This window comes from Paenibacillus sp. Y412MC10, assembly GCF_000024685.1.
Classification (GTDB): domain Bacteria; phylum Bacillota; class Bacilli; order Paenibacillales; family Paenibacillaceae; genus Paenibacillus_AQ; species Paenibacillus_AQ lautus_A.
Genome location: NC_013406.1, coordinates 5,594,564 through 5,612,217, shown reverse-complemented (window position 1 = coordinate 5,612,217; position 17,654 = coordinate 5,594,564). Strand labels below are relative to the sequence as shown.

The following is a 17,654-nucleotide window of genomic DNA, read 5'->3' as shown; positions in this document are numbered from 1 at the left end:
TGGAAAATTTCACGGAATCCGCAAGCCATCATCACAAGATCGCAACATTTCGATGATAGGATGATCTCGTAAAAATTTTTGAATCGAGAGAGGGATATCGACATGACGCAACAAGCTGTAAGAAAAACACCGCTGGCCGTATGGATTTCGTTAGGGCTGGCATGGTTATTTGTTGTTTGTATTGCTGTTCAGACGTTTATTGCCGGCATGGCGCTGTTTCACGACGGATCGATGTGGAGAAGCCACACCCTGTTTGTCCATTTTTTTGAAATCGTGCCGCTGCTCATGCTGATATTTGGTTTTGCAGGCAAACTGCCCGCCCCGTATAAATGGAGATCACTGGCTCTGTTGTTATTGGTCTTCAGCCAATACCTCACGGCGAACCTGCCTGGCGCAGGGGCATGGCATCCGGTCATTGCCATCGGATTGTTCTGGCTTGCCGTGGATACGGCACGTGGTGTACTCCCGTCCTATCGACAGGAACAGAAGGGGTAATACGAACATGAGAAGCCTTGCCGTGCTGGTTATGGCTTTATTCGGAGGTTTTGCAGGCGGGATCGTTCTGAATGCAGTGATCGCCATTACGTCGCACATGGTATTTGGAGGAGACGAGGACGGGTTGAAGGGTCTCAAATATCTGCCGTTTGTTACCTCGGCATGGTACGCCGCTACGTTAATGATCTGGCGGCCGCGCCCGGAATTTGAACAATAACGCTTCGTTCCGGCGTTACCCTTCAACCGCCAGCGAGATCCAAACGAACAAGATATAGAACAGGATCGGTATCGCAAACCCCAGGGACAACAGGTACCATACGAGCGGCGTCCGAACCATCTCCTTCACCAGGGCGATCGGGCTTCGGACATATCGGCCCTTCTTAAGCCGGTTAACCATCCGCTTGAGAATGGCGGCTTGCTCACGGGGATCATACCGGTCCAGCTCTGCCAGCAGTTCGGCTTCCAGCAGCCCGATGGCCGATGCTTCACCAGACTCCCTTGTTTCCGGCAAGTTCATCCTCTCCTTTCTTCGAACTTATTGTATATATAACAACGTTAAAGCCTCCTTGGTTACGCATGATGATATAGACCAAAAGCAGCAGTTATGGGGGAATGGGATTTGCAGATGTGATATGGTTCCTATATGATGAGGGGAGATTAGACTAGAATCAGATTATATGGAGCGAAGGGAAGGACAAAATTGGAAAAAACAGCTACGTTAATCAAGCCGGAAGCGATGATATTTGACATGGATGGAACGCTGTTTCAGACGGAGACCCTGCTGCTGCCCGCCTATCACAAATTGTTCGACATTCTGCGCGAAGAGGGGCACCACGAAGGAGAAACGCCGGATGAGGAGCTCATGCTTGGATGTCTGGGGATGCTGCTCGAAGACATTTGGAAGAAGGTCATACCGGATGCGACGCCGGCAGCCCATAACCGTGCAAACGAGCTGCTGCTGCAGCTGGAGCTCGAAGGTTTAAGCGATGAAGCAGCCGTTTTGTATCCTGAGGTGAAGGAGACGCTGGAGGAGCTTCATCGGCGCGGCGTCCGATTGTTTGTTGCCAGCAACGGCCTGGAGGATTACGTGAAGGGCATCTCCCAAGCGAGGGGGCTTATGCCGCTCTTTGAAGGAGTCTACAGTGCCGGAGAGCACGGAACGGCTTCGAAGGTGGATTTGGTCAAATTGCTGCTGGATCAGCATGAAATCAAGGATGCCTGGATGGTAGGAGACCGGTCATCGGATGTGGAGGCAGGCAAAGAGAACGGACAAACCGTCATTGGCTGCCGCTATGCAGGTTTTGGCGAGGATCAGGAGCTGAAGGGATCGGACGTTGTCATCCATTCTTTTTCACAGCTGCTGAAGCTTCATGACCAAGCCGAGTAGATTGGATAGGAGTCACAAAGGCTGTTTCCAAGGGTAGTAAGCAACCCTCTTGGAAACAGCCTTTGTGCGTGTTTTCGGATTCTAGTATTCGATTCTCCAGGGTTTGGTCTTAAGCATTCTTCGCGGATTTTTTTTGACTGTATACCCACATGGCATATTCTAAGGGCTTCACCATGGATTCGCGGTAGGCAGCCATATCGCCGATCTGGGAGAATACTTCCCTTGATGGCTTAGGATTCACCTCGAGGAGAAGAACCCTTCCGGTTTTATCCACTGCCAGATCCAGCGCAAGCTCGCACAAGCCTCCATATTGTCCGTCCAGAAATTGGGCTATGGCCACGCCGAGGGAATCGGCTTCCTCGCGGATGCTGGCGCGCTTTGCCGGATCTGCGATCCATTTGCTTAACAATTCTTCCATCATCGTCGCGCTTCCGCCGCCATGCAGGTTGGAGGTTACGCTCTTCGGCGCCCCGACGCGTCCCACGCAGCCGGTCACCTGCCATTGACCGGCTCCGTCTTTCTGCACGAGCATTCGGTAGTCATGCACTCTTCCGTCCGGCAGCTCCAGCTGTATTCCCTCTTGGACGAGATATCGGTCTTTATTGCCCCAGCCCGATAAATATTGCGCCAAATGGCCCGATGGCATCCGTTTCGGTTTAATGATGCTCCGATTGGAATTGCGTCCCCGGATTTCATACATGCCCGTAACGCCCGGCACCTTCGCAATCCGCAGGATTCCGCGTCCGCCCGTTCCGTTGATCGGCTTAAAATAAACGACAGGGTGAACATGGAGCATCCGGTGAATGTCACTGGTGCTCGTAACGATCCGGGTGTCCGGCAGATGGGGCCGGAAGCGTTTTTTGGTGGACAGTATTTGATGAATCGTCCATTTGTTGCGCAGCGGCCGGTTCAGAAACAGCAAGTACCGGTAGCGGGAACGAAAGCGCAGCAGCTGTTGAAAGCGCGGGCTCTTTTGAATGCGGCAGCGGTCAAAGATCATGTCGGGAAACGACCGCCACCTCCGGCTCCATCTTTGGTGGTCAGGGTCGTATTCCATGGCGTTGATCAGCCCTTGGGCGCTGTTGACCTCGGCGGGGGTGAAGACGTAGACGTCCAGCCCCATTGCCTTTCCTTCCTTGATCATATGCTCGTAGATATGCCGTTCCTCCAGCTTTTTCCGTTCATCCAAGTAAAGCGTCATAATACCTAAGACGGGTTTCGACACAGAGGTTCACCTTCTTGAATAGAGTCAGCATTAAATGGTTGGTGCAGGGGCAGGATTCCGCTCATAATGAGCGTAGGTTTTCCTGTCGGACCCTGCTCAAGAGCAATGGCCTGCATCCCTGCATGAAAGCACATTTGCAAACTTGCCGTATGATCTGCAGCCACTTTGCATCGCAGCCGCCCGAACCTGGATAATTGCGAGCGGATCAGGGAAGAACCGATTTGCCGGTTGCGGTATAGAGGGTGTACAGCAATCATACAGGCACTTTCTCCATAATCCGCCGCAAAGCAAATCCCCACCGGTATGCGCCCGATATCGCCCCGAACCGTTGCTGCCACGATCGAAGTGCCGGGCTGCAGCAGCTCGTCGTAGGATAACGATGCCAGACGCTGATAACCTTCGCGGGTTAGACGTTTGTTGCTGTAACGCCGGAAGAACTCGCTGCATTGCTGTCTGGCATGCGGCCATTCTTCCGGGCTTGCGAGAGAGAGACATGAGATTTCCACATGATCCCCTCCTTTCCGTACATCTTTGACCGGTGCTTGAGACCGAGCAAGATTTACTTTTGCTTGATCAGATAGTCGGAATATTGAAAAATCCGCTCCAGTGATTTTTTGCGGATCGCCGGTTCGTCAAATTTCATCGGTCTTGAATTCGCCTCGAAGAACCAAAGGATGCCTTCGTTATCGATTCCGAGGTCCATGGACATCTCCCCATGGATCTGCCCGGAGCATTTCTCAATCTGCCGTGCCATATGCACGGCTGCCTTTCTAACCTCGCCCAGGATGGCATCGGAACGTTCCGGACCGAATACGATCGGCAGCAGCTTCTCCGGGTCCTCAATCGTTCCCCCGCGGGGAACATGCGTGGTTATGCTCTTGGCCCCTGCCATGCGTGCTCCGATTCCCGTGACCGCCCAGGAACCCGAATCGTTCTTTTGCACAAGAATGCGGAGATCAAAGGAGCGGCCATGGACCTGAGCCAGCTCGATTCCCTGCTGAATAAGGTATGAGCTTCCTTTGGTTTCCTGATAAACCCGGCTCCAGAGCCTTTCCAAGGAAGCCGCTTTGTACGTGGTACTGTTTTTGTTGTTCTGAATCTGGATGCGGTAGGGGAGCGATTTGTTTTTCTGGTACCGAATCCTCATAATTCCTTGACCGGCTTTGCCATCCTCCGGTTTTAGATACAGGTAGGGCTTCCGCTTCATCATCTCGTATAAAGTCGGATACCCCTTCAAGCGCTTGGTTAGAGGAGTCCATTGCTTGGTTAACCGCGATTTGTTCAGCCAAGCGAACAGTCTCCACTTATTAAAGAAATGTGGGTTGTAGAGGTCGATATGGGGATGCCTTTGGCATTCCTTGATTTTGCGGCGAACCCACGGCAGCGCTTCATCCTCACGGTATGGAATCCGGTTATAGATAACCTGGGGCAGAGGACATAACCTCTGCTCCCAGGAATGGTCGCTCAACAGCATATAACCTTTGACAGCATCCGTATCAAGCTTCAGATCGCGTACCGTGACCACATAGACCAGAAACCCCATATCTTTTCCTGTCTTGATGATTTCCTGAAAGTTTTGCCGGTTGCCTCTGAACATGGTTTGAGTATCATGCATGGTCAAGATTGCTACAACCGGTCTTCCATCACTCTCCACTCGGCTGATCACGAATCATTCCCCCCTGTGGAAGCCGCTCAGATACAAACTGTGATCAAAAATATGCTCGACTGATGCTCTTCCTTCCGCTTTAAGTGAAGGGTGGCTGAAAATCGATCTGCCCGGCTTCGAATTCGCTTCAAACATCCAGATTCTCTCGTTATCGTCTATGCCGATATCGAACCCGATTTCCCCTAACAGATGCGGGTGGTGATTCTCGATCGCTTCCGACATCGTAATGGCGGCTTCCTTGGCGCGCTCTAGCACCTCACGGGATCTGGTTCCAAAAGCGCGGGAGAGCGCCAGTTCCGGCGTCATCAGCGAGCCGCCGTTCTTGATATGCGTGGTGACGCTGCCGCGTCCGGCTTTTTTGGCGCCGATGCCGACCACGGCCCAACGGTTTCTGCTGTTCTTATGCATATGGAACCTGAAGTCGATGGGACATCCGTCGATTTCAATGAGACGGATTCCTTGCTGGATGACGTAGCTCTTCAGCTTGGCACCGTGCTTTGCCTGAAGCATCCGCATCAGACTGCTAAAGTTCGGGAATTTGAGCAGCGTGTTGCCGCCGTTTCCGTGATAGCGGGCATAGTATCCTTTTTTGGGAAGATAGGTTAACCGGTAGATGCCAAGGCCTAAACTTCCGGCAGAAGGCTTATAATATACGAAATGATGGCGTTCCATCATATCCTTAATCCGCTCGGGACTAGGATTGTTGTAGGTTTCCGGCAAATATTTGCCCGCCTGCAGGTCACCGTCCAGCTGCGAGTAGACATCCGATTTATTGAAGAACGCCCAATTGAAGAATTTGATGTTGCGTTTGCCGAACCGGTCCCTCAGTTGGTTGGTAAAAGGGGAGAAGTCGGTTTTCCGGCTCGGTAGGCGGTTATAAACGACATCAGGAAGAGGAACGGTCTTGCGAATGAAGCCGCCGCCGGAACCAAGCATATAGGCATGAACGGTTTCGCGCTGCCAGTTGATATCCCGTGGGGCAAAGGCATATACGAACATTTTTTTGTTGCCTTCGCGAAGCAGCTGCCGGATATACGAAGTGCGGGCTCCAAAAGGACTGGACGGATTCGGGGGGCCGTCGGACAGAACCCCGACCACGGGCCCGAGTTCAAGTTCTCCTTCCCGGGGGGACTGGATATACACAGGACCCTGTCTGGGAACGTTGACGCTGTTTCGGACTCCGCTGCTTAAATAGATGTGCTTTCCCGACCGTTCGATCGGTTTCAGGGCAGCGGACACGGAATTGGTGCCAATGCGAAGCTTTATCGATTTCTTGCTTGATAGCCCCAGGCTCTTGAGAAGCGAACCGGATAAAAAGACGACTTTTTCGGGCTGCTGCGAGAAATGAATATTTCCGAAATTCAAACTCATGTATTTACCCTCCTAAGTTGTCGAAGCAATAAATAACGGGCGTATTGAATCGGATGTTCGACGGACAGCCGGGCTGCGTGACCATCTCCCGTTAGTGTAAATGCGCGTCGGCCAGGTTTGGAGTTGACCTCCAGGATCCAGACCCGTCCGCTGGTATCGACGCCAAAATCGATTCCCAGCTCGCCGAGCCGGCCGAATCCTTCCTCCAGCAGAGCTGGAAGCTGAGCGGACAAATCCCGGATGGTCCGCATGATCCCCGTGGCCTTTTCTTCTCCGAAATCGGTCGTTAGATAGGGGAGGGCGGGAAATGCCGTGCCTCCGCCATGAAGGTTTGAGGTTAATCCTTGGTCGGCTCCTTGCCTAACAGCGATTCCTGTGACGGACCATATGCCGCGATCATTCTTTTGAACCAATGACCTGATATCGTACGGGTGCCCGTTACCGTTGCGAAGCTTCAGGAAGGGCTGAATGATAAACCGGCGGCGGCCGGTAAAACCTCTCACCCATTCGTTCATCTCATGCACGGGAATGGTATGCAGGAACATGCGATTGCTCCGATCCCTTCCTTGCAGTCTGACACGCTGTTGATCTGTCAACGCGAGGTACAAGGTGTGACGGCCCTGAGAGCCTCCGCTTGGCTTCATGAAGAGACGTCCGCCAAAGGCGAGCAAAGCCCGGCTGAGGGATTCGGCTCCCGTATAACTTAAGGTTGCCGGCAAATAAGGCTTGATGGCTGAGGAGCGCTTTAACAGCTGATGAACCTTCTGCTTGCCCGGCAGACCGCGTGACCACAGCTTAACGCCAAGCTGTGACATTCGGTTCAGAAGTTCACCGGCTGCGGCCGTTTCCTCGCCGTTTCGGTGCAGGCAACGGTCATAGACGATGTCAGGAAGCGGGAAGTTGCCGGTGCTCCAGCCCTCTTCCGGATTGAAGCGATATCCTTTTATCCTGTCCGCGGCGCTGTCCGCGCCTGAAGCAGGTGAGGCATCATCCGGACAAAAAACAAATACCTGCATGCCGAGTCCCTCGGACTTCAAGCTTAGCTCGCGGAGAAATTGCTTCTCGGCAAACGGTGGGAAGCCCGGTTTGCGGCATGCCATGACACCCAGGGTGCCTATTATCTTTGAGGACATAAGGTTCTCCTTTTTTACAAACCCGTCAAGTATTGACAGTATTGAACGAGTCGTACGGCAGACGGCCTTACTTTGGAGTCGGCATTCAATGGCGCGTTTTCGCCTTTGGAAGGCTTGGAGTTGACCTCCAGAAGCCAAATGCGTCCCGAGGTATCAATCGCCAAGTCGATGCCCAGCTCTCCGAAGTGATAAGGAATGGCAGCCTCCAATCCATGAGCGATATCGAGCGCCGCTTGGTTCATTCGGGCGGGAGCCGTTTGCTTGGAGGATAACGGAATGCTGCTCATGGCCAGCGCGTCCTTGACGGAAGATAGCGTACCGCCTCTGGCGAGATTGGAGACAAAGTGGTTTCCGCCGGCAATTCGGGCCACGACCGAGGTCACTGCCCATTTGCCGTTTTTGTCTTTATGAACAAGCGCGCGAAAATCGACGTTTCGCCGGTTGATGCGGATTAAATCCAATCCTTGCTGAATTTGATAACGCGTTTTTTTTATTTTTCCGGATAAGCTGCTGAACAGCTTTGGAAGCGAGGAGTAGGTGCTCTTCTTGGATCCTTCAAGAGATGTCGTCATCGTTTGGTAATGGCCGTTCTCTTGCCGGGATATCCGGATGATTCCCTTTCCCAGACTTCCCCGCACCGGTTTCAGGAAGACCGTCCGATACGTGGTGCACATTTTTTTGAGAGTCGGATAACCGCTGAGCAAATAGGATTCCGGCAAATATTTTTGGAGCTTCGCATCGGGTCCGAGCGCCTCGAAGACATCGGATTTATCGAGGAATTTCTCGTTAAAGATGTGGGTGCCGAATCGTGATTTTACTTCTCTCATAAAATGCTGTACGCTAGGACTATTCTCCAGTTTGCGGGTAGACAGCCGGTTATTAATGACGTCCGGAGCTGGAACGCTGCGCTTTTTCCAACCCGCGTCATAGATAATTGCTTCAAGTGTTGACGGGTTCGAACCGATCATGTCAGGGGTGAAAAAGTACACATATGCGCCTTGTTTCTTGGCCGCGTTTACCATTTCCAAACAGAAAGCCGAAATCGACCCGAAAGGTTTATCAGGTTCATCCGGTAAAAAGCGGCTGACCATGACACCGATGAGCGGACCGAGCTTCAGCATTTTTTCCGTTGGATAATATCTGACATTCATCGTGGTGCGAGGAAGCAGTTCCGAACTGCTGAATATGGTGGGGCTTAGGGCCAGCGTGTTCGATTTTCCTCCTGAAGTAACGCGGATTTCCTGCTTGAAGGAGCCAAAGGCAAGCTGTATCGGTGAATCTGTCGGGATACGGAGCTGTCTTATGAGCCGGTCACCAAGCTTGATATCGTTATCCGGAAGCTGGGCTGAGCGGATTAATTGAACCGATATCTTGGATTTGGTGTTGGATTTGATCTTGGATTTGCGCATGATGGATCTCCTTCCGACAACAACTGGATACTTAAGTGAACAGACGAAGACTTCATCTGATCATTGCATGTAATGCATCATATGAGGACATATATCCCTTGGTGATTGTACTGCTCGGGAAAAAGGAGTGCTGAAAATGCAGAACTGGCTGTTTATTTTGGTGAACGTGTGCGTTGCTGCTTTTGTTGGCGGCGTAACGAACCACTTTGCGATAAAAATGCTGTTTCATCCCCGCGAAGAAAAAATCATCCTGGGCCGCCGCGTACCCTTTACCCCGGGGCTCATCCCCAAGCGCAAGGACGAGATTGCCGAATCGCTGGGGCATGTGGTTTCGGATTACCTGGTGACAAGCGAGGGCCTGCAGGATCTGATTCGCAGGCCGGTGTTCCGCAGCAAGATGGAGGAAAGCCTCCGGCGGAAGCTGGAGGAATGGAGCGAATCGGAGCTGAGCTTCGGCGATTTGGCGCTGAAAGTATGGAGTCCCGAACAGTGGGAGCAGATGAAGGTCCGGGCGGAACAATTGGCGCGCGAGCTTACGGCCCGAGGTGCCGCTGCCATATGGCACGGGTATGGGCTTGAGGCGAAACCGCTGAAGGAGCTCGTTCCCGGCTGGTCGGAGGAAACGATCCAGGGCTGGAGCGCGGCCGCAGCCGATACCGTGCTGAAGGAGCTGAAGCATACGCTCTTGTCGGCAAAGGGGCAGCTCATGCTGTCGGACGTAGCTTCTTCGCTTATCGATAAGGCGGGCGGGTTTCTCGGGACGATGGCTTCAATCTTTGTGGATGAGGATAAACTGGTACAGAAGATGACCCCTGTGCTGATCCAGCAGCTGGAGGGAGAGAAGGTCCGCAAGACCATCACGGACATCATCTCCGGAAAGCTGTCCCATTACGGGGAAATGCCGATCGGGGATATCATCGAACATGCATCGGATGAGCCGGGGCTTGCGTGGCTGACCCGGACATTGGATGACAAGCTTCCTTGGTCCACATGGATTCAGCGGATCGAGCTTCTTCGCGTTGGCGAAGCGATCGGCCCGCGCATGCCGGCTATCGAGGCAGCCCTGCCAGGAATGCTCGATAAGGGGCTGGGCTTTTTGGAGCGAAGCATCCCGGGGGCGATGAAGGCCGTTAACTTGCCGCAGCTCGTTCAGGAGCAGGTGGAGAAATTTCCGATCGAGCGGCTGGAAGAGGTCATACTGAGCGTATCCGGCCGCGAGTTCAGGGCTATTACCTGGCTCGGGGTTCTGCTGGGCGGGATCATTGGATTACTCCAATCGCTGCTGACGATACTGTGGAGATGAGATGTTAAGAGTTAAGATGTGGCAAAGCGAACGAACAAAACGGCTTCTTAGCCGAATATAGGGGAGGAACCAAGAATGAACATTTATGACAAAGCGCATGATTTGGCAAAAGCAATGAAGGAGAGCCAGGAGGTAGAAGAGATTACATCCGCGATGAAACTCGTGGATGCGGATCCGGAGAGCAGACGCATGCTGGACGATTTCCGTCAGCGTCAGATGGAGCTTCAACAGCGCATGATGTCCGGAGACATGCCGGCCCAAGAGGAAATGGAGAAGATGGAGAAGCAGTTCGAGGTGCTGAGCCTGAACCTGAACATCCGCCGTCTGTTTGACGCCGAGCGGCGTCTGAGCGTCATTATCGAAGACGTGAACAAGATTATATCGGACAGCCTGCAGCATTTGTACGGACAGGCCCAATCCTAAGCGATCTCGTTTGTAACCATGGTGCGGCGGTTAACTTTCGAAGACAATTCGAACAAATTTTTATAAACTTGTCTCATAAATTGCGCAAGCTCCTCATAGAGTAGAAATATAGATTTCAGAGAGTAGAGGAGCTGCGTTTACAATGAAAAAAAAGAAAAACAAGTTTAAACACACCGCATATTTATTGGTTGCACTCGGCATGCTGATATACGCCCTTCCGAGCATTTCATTCTCCGGCGGGTTCTCTTGGGTTTCGCTGTTCGGTGCTGTCTGGGCAGGCTTTGCCCTGCTCGTGATCGGTTCGCATCTCTATTATCTTATCGGAGTAGATGAGGCGAAGCAGAAAGCGCTGGACGCAATCCGCAAGGAGAAATTGAGCCAGTGGGAACTGAAATGGCCTGAGGAACAGAAGAGCCAGGAAGCCAATTAAGTGCCGGATCACAGCGAGAGCTGCGATAAACAAAAACCTCCCTTGAAGCCGATGCGGCTGGATTATCCATCCGCCATCCTTGAGGGGAGGTTTTTTTGGATTTGACGGGTATGGGAGCGTCAGCGGACGTGATATAATAGATACAGTGTAGTACAGATAGTGTTATGGGGGTGTAACAGTTGGACGTTCGGGATGATACGATTACAAAACACGAGCAGTTGGTTCAGTATATTGAAAGTTTGAAGGTGGGAAGCAAAATATCGGTGCGGCGGCTGGCCAAGGAGATGGGCGTCAGCGAGGGGACCGCTTACCGGGCGGTGAAGGAAGCGGAAAGCCTAGGCATCGTTGTCACGAAGGAACGGATCGGTACGGTTCGCGTGGAACGGAAGCCGCGGAACATATCCGAGCAGCTTACGTTTGCCGATGTCGTTGAGATCGTGGAAGGACATGTGCTTGGCGGTGCCGAAGGGCTAAATAAAAGCCTGCACAAGTATGTGATCGGCGCGATGAAGGTGGAAGCCATGATCCGCTATATCGACGCCGGAAGCCTCATGATTGTCGGTAACCGCGAAGATGCCCATTCCCTGGCGTTAGAGCAGGGGGCAGGCGTGCTGATTACCGGCGGTTTCGGCACGAGCCGGGAAGTGAAGCTGCTGGCGGATCAGCTGGATCTGCCTATCATCTCGTCCCGACATGACACGTTTACGGTCGCCTCCATGATCAACCGTGCCATTTTCGACCGTTTAATTAAGAAGAAAATTATGCTGGTGGAGGATATCGCCCATGATAAGCCCAAGAATCACCAGTTGAAAAACTCCGTCACCGTCCAGGAATTCAAACGGATTTCGCAGGAGACAGGGGAAAACCGGTACCCGGTCACGGACGAATGGAACCGGGTCATCGGCATCGTCGGGGTTCGCGACGTGGAAGGGCTGGCCGAAACCCAGCCGATCGAGAAAGCGATGACCCGCAATCCGGTGACGGCCAGCATGAAGACCTCCCTTGCATCGGCCGCGCAGATCATGATGTGGGAAGGGATCGATTTTCTGCCGATCGTGGATCGGAACCGCAAGCTGCTTGCCACCGTCACCCGGAAAGAGGTGCTTGGCGCACTGCGGGATGCGCGAAACCAGCCTCAGCTTGGCGAGACGTTCGATCAGCTGATCTGGAACGGGATTGCGGAGGATCGGGATGAGGAAGGGCGATTGTTCTTCCACGGCTTTATCACGCCCCAAATGGCCTCGGAACTCGGAACGATTTCGCAAGGGGTGCTCACCACCGTGATATCCTTGGCGGCCGTGAAGGCCGCCAAGGATATCAGCGGCTGGGATCATGTCCTCGATCATCTGTCGACGTATTTCATCCGGCCTGTGCAGATCGAGGATCCGATTGTCATTATGCCGAAATTGCTGGAGCTTAGCCGGCGTACCTGCAAGATGGAGATTGAAATCCAGCATCAGACGAGCCTGATTGCCAAAGCGGTCATGACGATGCAGGCGATCGATCACGGCTAACGGGAAACTCTCCCGACTAATAAAAAAGGGCACCCCGCTGGTCTTGTAGACCATGCGGGATGCCTTTTTTCAACTTAGTTTCATTCAGCCGGCCGTCCGCGAATTCTTCAGTCTGCTGTAATAGGTGCGGCTTCGAATGCCGGCAAATATATTGAACGCGCCAAGCACCAAAAACGCTGCTTCTACAATGACAGCGGGCGTGGAGCCGCTGAACAGGAACATGCACACCAGCGAAAGGGAAACCAGCATAATGCCCATGCAGAGGTTCATCATGGACATATGGATTCCGCGGTCGACCGGATCCGCTACTCGCCGTGCGCGAATGCTATACAGCGCGGCAGCTACGACGGACAGGACGAGGATAATGTACAGGATATAGTGGATGACGGTTATCATGGAATGGAAGGCTCCTTTATATTCGGTAACATACTGTTAGATTCGATCATTTACAATAGTATGTATTGTATCATGATCCCGTTGACTTTGCATCCAGATGATCGACGCCGACCCAGATTTGCAGCACGCCTTCCATGACGAGCATGGTCTTGATCTGGACCTTGTAATCTTTTTCCCGGACCGTATAGATTTTGTCGCTGAGGAGCGAACGGGTCAGCTTGCTGTCCGTATCGATATCAAACACGTTGCGGCCGCGAAGGGCAGCCAGATCGTCGCTCATAAGCCTGACGAGCTCTTTGATGATGACGGGATCAAGAGGCTCCCTGTCGTTTTGTTCGCTGCGGATCTTGATTTCCTTGATGACCGTGGATTGTTTATTGTATTTTTTTAACGAATCGATATCTTTTTCATACTGCGTTATTTTGAGCTGCTGTTCCTGATTCGTTTCCCATAATTTATTGTAGGCTGCATGATAAACCGAATTGTAGAGGATGCTGCCGACGACCATCCCCAGCACGAAGATGGATGCGACCTGATAGAAGGGGCGGAATCGGTGGGCCGGAGGTACGCGCATGGATCAGCTCCGGCTGGAGCACACCCATTTGACCAGCTCGCTGCCCATATGTGCTCCAAGAAATGCAAAACCCAGATATAAAACCTGCTTGATGGCAGGGGATAGATTGCCGACTACCATGTTGCTTTCAATGACCCGCATCGGATCAATGGTGCCTCCGATGGCGGCGGCAAGCGCCCATATCTTAATCCGGTCGGCCACTTCTATCATGGTCAGGGTCGGGGGCTGCAGGGACAGCACGGCGCCCACGCCTCCCACCATGGCCCCCCCCAGCACGATGCCGAAGGCTATAAAAAAATCCAGGATCGCTTTGGATAAAAAAACGCTCATGCCCTCATGTCTCCTTTCTTCTCTCGGTGGATGTCAAGGCAACCGCCTGTCCACGTATTCCCTAGTTTCATTCTATGGGCGGGCCTAGCGGGATTATGATAAAATGGTATAAAGACTTTTTAAGATATTTCTGAGTTGATTTTAAATATACATGTACCGGCGAAAGGAAGGCGTTACGATGAGCTCTTTCGTGCATTTGCACGTGCATAGTGAATACAGTTTGCTCGATGGAGCGGCACGTATCGGTGACCTGGTGCGGGAAGCGGCGGCGCTTGGCATGAAATCGCTGGCGCTGACGGATCATGGCGTGATGTATGGTGCCGTTCCGTTCTATAAAGCCTGCCTGGCGCAGGGCATCAAACCGATTATCGGTTGCGAGGCCTATATCACGGCAGGCTCCCGCAAGGAGCGGGGAAGCCGCAAGGACCAGCCGATCTATCATTTGATTTTGCTTGCCAAGAATGAGACCGGCTATCGCAATTTAATGAAGCTGTGCTCGATCGGGCATTTGGAGGGGTATCATTACAGACCCCGAATCGATATGGAGGCGCTGGCCGCCCATCATGAAGGCATCATATGCCTCAGCGCCTGCTTGGGAGGCGAGGTTCCCCAGCATCTGCTTCATGGACGCGAGGCGGAAGCCAAGGCGGCTGCGCTCCGTTACCAGGCGATTTTTGGAGAGGATTATTACCTGGAGCTGCAGGATCACGGCATGCCGGAGCAGAAGCGCGTGAACCCCCAGCTGATTCAGCTGAGCCGCGAGACCGGCATTCCGCTGGTAGCGACCAACGATGTGCATTATCTGACCGAGAACGATGCCGAGGTTCAGGACGTCCTGATCTGCATCGGCACGGGAAAGACGGTCGAAGATGAAGACAGGCTGCAGATTCAGACGAACCAGCTCTATCTGAAGAGCGGCAGCGACATGGAGCGTCTGTATCCCCATGTGCCTGAAGCTATATTGAATACGGCTAAGATTGCGGACCAGTGCCATTTGGAGCTGGAGTTCGGCAAATCCATTTTGCCGGAATACAGCTCGCTTCCGGAAGGGAAGAATGCTGCGGAATACCTGCGGGATCTCTGCCTGAGCGGATTGCGGGAACGCTACGAAGAAACGGAACGGTGGCAAGATGAAGTGCAACGCAGCGAGCTGGAGCAGCGCCTTGATTATGAGCTCGGCGTTATCGAGAGCATGGGCTTCAGCGATTATTTCCTGATCGTATGGGATTTCATCGCCTATGCCCACCGGAAAGGCATCGCGGTCGGACCCGGAAGGGGTTCCTCGGCAGGAAGCCTAGTGGCTTATACCCTGCAAATTACCAATGTGGATCCGATGAAATATAAGCTGTTGTTTGAGCGCTTCCTGAATCCGGAACGGATCACGATGCCGGATATCGATATCGATTTCAGCGATGAGCGCCGGGACGAGGTCATCGATTACGTGGTGGACAAATACGGGAAAGAGCATGTGGCCCAGATCATTACGTTCGGTACGATGGCCGCAAGGGCAGCCGTCCGCGACGTCGGGCGTGCGCTGAATGTGCCGTTCGGGGATGTGGACAAGGCGGCAAAGCTGATCCCTAACCACCTGGGCATCAGCATTGAAAGAGCGATGGAGCAAAGCCCGCAGCTGAAGGAGCAGTACGAAACAAAGCCGAAGGTACGCGAGCTGATCGACATGGCGATGAAGGTCGAGGGCATGCCGCGCCATGCATCGACGCATGCGGCCGGCATCGTCATTTCCAGGGAGCCCTTGACGGATGCGGTGCCGCTGCAGGAAGGCAGCGAGAAGACGGCGCTGACGCAGTATTCCATGGAGAATTTGGAGAGCGTGGGGCTCCTCAAGATGGATTTTTTGGGCCTGCGGACGCTGTCGATCATCGAGCGTACGCTGAAATGGATTCAAGAATTGACCGGCAGTGAGCTTGATTTCGAACAAGTGCCGGATGACGACCAAGCGACTTACGAAATGTTGGGCCGAGGGGAGACCGCGGGCGTATTTCAGCTCGAATCCGCCGGGATACGGCGGGTGCTGAAGGATCTGAAACCTTCGGTGTTTGAGGATATCGTATCGGTGAATGCCCTGTACCGCCCGGGTCCCATGGAATTTATTCCGAAGTTCATTCAGGCCAAGCACGGCCGGATCGAGCCGGAGTACCCCCATCCGGACCTGATCCCGATTCTGGGGGATACGTACGGCATTATCGTTTACCAGGAGCAGATTATGCAGATCGCTTCGACAATGGCGGGCTTCTCGCTCGGGGAAGCGGATCTGCTGCGCAGAGCGGTATCGAAGAAGAAACGCGAGGTGCTGGACCGCGAGCGCAGCCACTTCGTTTCAGGGAGCCTGAAGCTGGGCTATACCGAGGATGAGGCCAACCGCGTGTACGACATGATCGTCCGGTTTGCCAACTACGGATTCCCGCGCGCGCATGCTGCCGCTTACGGCGTGCTGGCCTTCCAGACGGCTTATCTTAAGGCGCACTATCCGGTTCCGTTCATGGCTTCCATGCTGACAGCCGTCATGGGCAGCCATCGGAAGGTAGCCGAATACGTGCTGGAGGCGCGGCGCATCGATATCGAGGTCATGCCGCCGGACGTCAACGAAAGCGGGACGTATTTTACGCCGGTCATGAGCCGTACTGCTGCCGAGGGCAGCGATAAACAGGCCGATTCTCCGGCCGGCGGCGGGATCCGATTCGGGCTTGCCGCCATCAAGAACGTCGGAACGCAAGCGGTGGAGAATATCGTCGAGATCCGGCGCGAAAAGCCGTTTGAAAGCCTGCTTGATTTCTGCCGCCGCGTCGACCTCCGCGTATGCAACAAGCGTGTGATCGAGTCCCTGATCCAGGCGGGCGCCTTCGATTCCTTGCAGGGGCACCGCTCCCAGCTGGTCGCCATGCTGGACGAAACGGTGGAAGCGGCCGTGAAGTGGAGAAAGGAGCGGGATGATCTTCAGATTCAGCTCTTCGACTTCGTGGAAACCGCGAATTGGGACATTGAATATCCGGACATCCCGCCTTATACCGCAAGTCAGCAGCTCGAATTCGAACGCGAGCTGCTGGGCATGTATTTGTCCGGTCATCCGCTGGACGGCTTTGAAGAGACGCTGACGGAGTCCGGAGCGGATCGGCTCATGGATCTGCATGAAGCGGAGGATGAGTCGATGGCTACGGTTGCCGGCATGGTGGTCTCGCTGAAGACCATAACGACGAAACAGGGGAAATCGATGGCCTTCATGGAGTGCGAGGATCAAATCGAGCGCTGCGAGGTCGTTCTCTTTCCGGAAGTGTGGAAGCGCAGCGCGCATCTGATTGAAAAAGGCGCCCTGCTCGCGATCCGGGCGAAGGTCCAGCTGCAGGACGAAGGCTTCAAGCTGCTGGCCGAAGAAATTGCTCCGCTTGAAGCGCAGACCCTGGGCCAGCTCGTTCGGCGGAGCAAGGTCCGGGGAACGCAGGGCGGCAGAGGCAGGGCCGAGGGAGCAGGCCGGGGCGCCGCGTCGGGCGCAACCGGCAAGCAGGCGGCTTCGGGCGGCGAACCAAAGGCCGTTCTGAATTCAGCGCAGCCGCTTGCCGCCACGAAAGGCCAAGACCTGCCTCCGCTCGGAAAGGAAGTTTCGGGCATTAACCGAACGTCCGGGAAGGAATCTCGAGCAGGCGCATCGAATCCTAAAGCAGAGCAGCGCGTGTTTGTGAAAATAACGGCCGATGCGGAGCGATCGGAGATGCTGGTCAAGCTGAAAGAGCTTCTGCAGCGGCATCCCGGGCCCGTGGCAACGGTGTTGTTTTATGAACGAAGCCAGAAGGTGCTTGCGCTCAGCGATGCCTATCGGATCAAGCCTTCGCAAGAGCTCATTGCCGAAATGGAGAGCATGCTGGGCAAAGACACCGTTAAAGTGAAGTGACATGAAAATTTAAGAACGTTTCCCATCCCTCCCGCATACAATTAGGACACTACAGGAATGTTGGCCGAGTATTCGCCTGAAGAAAGCACTTCAC

At 53.7% G+C, this 17,654-nt stretch carries 18 protein-coding genes; 8 read left to right on the top strand and 10 right to left on the bottom strand.

Going from position 1 to position 17,654, the window contains the following annotated elements; genetic code table 11:
- Nucleotides 1–102 precede the first annotated feature (102 nt).
- Nucleotides 103–495 (top strand): DUF6220 domain-containing protein, encoded by a 393-nt coding sequence (locus tag GYMC10_RS24490; RefSeq protein WP_015737003.1) that lies wholly within the window; start codon nucleotides 103–105, stop codon nucleotides 493–495.
- A 7-nt stretch (nucleotides 496–502) separates the two neighbouring features.
- Nucleotides 503–712, top strand: coding sequence for a DUF5957 family protein (locus GYMC10_RS24485; protein ID WP_015737002.1), 210 nt, complete (start codon nucleotides 503–505; stop codon nucleotides 710–712).
- A gap of 15 nt (nucleotides 713–727) precedes the next feature.
- On the opposite strand, the gene GYMC10_RS24480 is transcribed toward GYMC10_RS24485, so the two are convergent.
- Nucleotides 728–1,012, bottom strand: coding sequence for a hypothetical protein (locus GYMC10_RS24480; RefSeq protein ID WP_235201614.1), 285 nt, complete (start codon nucleotides 1,010–1,012; stop codon nucleotides 728–730).
- A 183-nt stretch (nucleotides 1,013–1,195) separates the two neighbouring features.
- Between GYMC10_RS24480 and GYMC10_RS24475 the strand changes: the two genes are divergently transcribed.
- The gene (locus GYMC10_RS24475) at nucleotides 1,196–1,882 is read left to right on the top strand and encodes an HAD family hydrolase (RefSeq protein WP_015737000.1); all 687 of its coding nucleotides are present in this window, start codon (nucleotides 1,196–1,198) and stop codon (nucleotides 1,880–1,882) included.
- Nucleotides 1,883–1,991: 109 nt separating this feature from the next.
- Here the strand turns inward: GYMC10_RS24475 and GYMC10_RS24470 are convergent, their stop codons facing one another.
- Genes GYMC10_RS24470 through GYMC10_RS24445 form a run of 6 tightly spaced genes read right to left on the bottom strand, consistent with a single transcriptional unit; the run spans nucleotide 1,992 to nucleotide 8,686 of the window.
- Complete coding sequence (locus GYMC10_RS24470) at nucleotides 1,992–3,107, bottom strand: YheC/YheD family protein (protein ID WP_015736999.1); 1,116 nt, start codon at nucleotides 3,105–3,107, stop codon at nucleotides 1,992–1,994.
- Nucleotides 3,089–3,613, bottom strand: coding sequence for a GNAT family N-acetyltransferase (locus tag GYMC10_RS24465; RefSeq protein WP_015736998.1), 525 nt, complete (start codon nucleotides 3,611–3,613; stop codon nucleotides 3,089–3,091). Before GYMC10_RS24465 ends, GYMC10_RS24470 begins: the two co-directional genes overlap by 19 nt.
- A gap of 53 nt (nucleotides 3,614–3,666) precedes the next feature.
- Nucleotides 3,667–4,773: a YheC/YheD family protein gene (locus tag GYMC10_RS24460; protein ID WP_015736997.1), complete on the bottom strand. Its 1,107-nt coding sequence runs from the start codon at nucleotides 4,771–4,773 to the stop codon at nucleotides 3,667–3,669.
- A 3-nt stretch (nucleotides 4,774–4,776) separates the two neighbouring features.
- On the bottom strand, nucleotides 4,777–6,144 hold the full coding sequence (locus tag GYMC10_RS24455; protein ID WP_015736996.1) for a YheC/YheD family protein: 1,368 nt from the start codon (nucleotides 6,142–6,144) through the stop codon (nucleotides 4,777–4,779).
- On the bottom strand, nucleotides 6,141–7,277 hold the full coding sequence (locus GYMC10_RS24450; protein WP_015736995.1) for a YheC/YheD family protein: 1,137 nt from the start codon (nucleotides 7,275–7,277) through the stop codon (nucleotides 6,141–6,143). The genes GYMC10_RS24455 and GYMC10_RS24450 overlap by 4 nt, the downstream gene beginning before the upstream one ends.
- A 14-nt stretch (nucleotides 7,278–7,291) precedes the next feature.
- Nucleotides 7,292–8,686 (bottom strand): YheC/YheD family protein, encoded by a 1,395-nt coding sequence (locus GYMC10_RS24445; RefSeq protein WP_015736994.1) that lies wholly within the window; start codon nucleotides 8,684–8,686, stop codon nucleotides 7,292–7,294.
- Between the two features lie 136 nt (nucleotides 8,687–8,822).
- On the opposite strand from GYMC10_RS24445, the gene GYMC10_RS24440 reads away from it, so the two are divergent.
- The 4 genes from GYMC10_RS24440 to GYMC10_RS24425 all read left to right on the top strand — a co-directional run bounded on the left by GYMC10_RS24440 (nucleotide 8,823) and on the right by GYMC10_RS24425 (nucleotide 12,356).
- Nucleotides 8,823–9,989 (top strand): DUF445 domain-containing protein, encoded by a 1,167-nt coding sequence (locus tag GYMC10_RS24440; RefSeq protein ID WP_015736993.1) that lies wholly within the window; start codon nucleotides 8,823–8,825, stop codon nucleotides 9,987–9,989.
- 75 nt (nucleotides 9,990–10,064) lie between these two features.
- Entirely contained in the window at nucleotides 10,065–10,412 is a 348-nt protein-coding gene (locus GYMC10_RS24435; RefSeq protein WP_015736992.1) for a YlbF family regulator, read from the top strand.
- 142 nt (nucleotides 10,413–10,554) lie between these two features.
- A complete protein-coding gene (locus GYMC10_RS24430; protein ID WP_015736991.1) occupies nucleotides 10,555–10,842 on the top strand; it encodes a hypothetical protein in 288 nt (95 codons plus the stop codon).
- A 179-nt stretch (nucleotides 10,843–11,021) separates the two neighbouring features.
- Nucleotides 11,022–12,356: a DRTGG domain-containing protein gene (locus GYMC10_RS24425; protein WP_015736990.1), complete on the top strand. Its 1,335-nt coding sequence runs from the start codon at nucleotides 11,022–11,024 to the stop codon at nucleotides 12,354–12,356.
- 84 nt (nucleotides 12,357–12,440) lie between these two features.
- On the opposite strand, the gene GYMC10_RS24420 is transcribed toward GYMC10_RS24425, so the two are convergent.
- The 3 genes from GYMC10_RS24420 to GYMC10_RS24410 all read right to left on the bottom strand — a co-directional run bounded on the left by GYMC10_RS24420 (nucleotide 12,441) and on the right by GYMC10_RS24410 (nucleotide 13,656).
- Complete coding sequence (locus GYMC10_RS24420; RefSeq protein ID WP_009595071.1) at nucleotides 12,441–12,752, bottom strand: YtpI family protein; 312 nt, start codon at nucleotides 12,750–12,752, stop codon at nucleotides 12,441–12,443.
- A gap of 70 nt (nucleotides 12,753–12,822) precedes the next feature.
- A complete protein-coding gene (locus GYMC10_RS24415; protein WP_009595061.1) occupies nucleotides 12,823–13,326 on the bottom strand; it encodes a hypothetical protein in 504 nt (167 codons plus the stop codon).
- A gap of 3 nt (nucleotides 13,327–13,329) precedes the next feature.
- Nucleotides 13,330–13,656, bottom strand: coding sequence for a YtrH family sporulation protein (locus tag GYMC10_RS24410; protein ID WP_009595060.1), 327 nt, complete (start codon nucleotides 13,654–13,656; stop codon nucleotides 13,330–13,332).
- 178 nt (nucleotides 13,657–13,834) lie between these two features.
- Here GYMC10_RS24410 and GYMC10_RS24405 point away from each other — a divergent pair, with 178 nt between their 5' ends.
- A complete protein-coding gene (locus GYMC10_RS24405) occupies nucleotides 13,835–17,560 on the top strand; it encodes a DNA polymerase III subunit alpha (protein ID WP_015736989.1) in 3,726 nt (1,241 codons plus the stop codon).
- Nucleotides 17,561–17,654 lie beyond the last annotated feature (94 nt).

Coding starts and splice junctions, on each gene's coding strand:
- GYMC10_RS24480 (WP_235201614.1), bottom strand. CDS start 1,012: ATGAACTTGCCGGAAACAAGGGAGTCTGGTGAAGCATCGGCCATCGGG.
- GYMC10_RS24440 (WP_015736993.1), top strand. CDS start 8,823: ATGCAGAACTGGCTGTTTATTTTGGTGAACGTGTGCGTTGCTGCTTTT.
- GYMC10_RS24410 (WP_009595060.1), bottom strand. CDS start 13,656: ATGAGCGTTTTTTTATCCAAAGCGATCCTGGATTTTTTTATAGCCTTC.
- GYMC10_RS24455 (WP_015736996.1), bottom strand. CDS start 6,144: ATGAGTTTGAATTTCGGAAATATTCATTTCTCGCAGCAGCCCGAAAAA.
- GYMC10_RS24405 (WP_015736989.1), top strand. CDS start 13,835: ATGAGCTCTTTCGTGCATTTGCACGTGCATAGTGAATACAGTTTGCTC.
- GYMC10_RS24445 (WP_015736994.1), bottom strand. CDS start 8,686: ATGCGCAAATCCAAGATCAAATCCAACACCAAATCCAAGATATCGGTT.
- GYMC10_RS24420 (WP_009595071.1), bottom strand. CDS start 12,752: ATGATAACCGTCATCCACTATATCCTGTACATTATCCTCGTCCTGTCC.
- GYMC10_RS24450 (WP_015736995.1), bottom strand. CDS start 7,277: ATGTCCTCAAAGATAATAGGCACCCTGGGTGTCATGGCATGCCGCAAA.
- GYMC10_RS24490 (WP_015737003.1), top strand. CDS start 103: ATGACGCAACAAGCTGTAAGAAAAACACCGCTGGCCGTATGGATTTCG.
- GYMC10_RS24435 (WP_015736992.1), top strand. CDS start 10,065: ATGAACATTTATGACAAAGCGCATGATTTGGCAAAAGCAATGAAGGAG.
- GYMC10_RS24415 (WP_009595061.1), bottom strand. CDS start 13,326: ATGCGCGTACCTCCGGCCCACCGATTCCGCCCCTTCTATCAGGTCGCA.
- GYMC10_RS24485 (WP_015737002.1), top strand. CDS start 503: ATGAGAAGCCTTGCCGTGCTGGTTATGGCTTTATTCGGAGGTTTTGCA.
- GYMC10_RS24430 (WP_015736991.1), top strand. CDS start 10,555: ATGAAAAAAAAGAAAAACAAGTTTAAACACACCGCATATTTATTGGTT.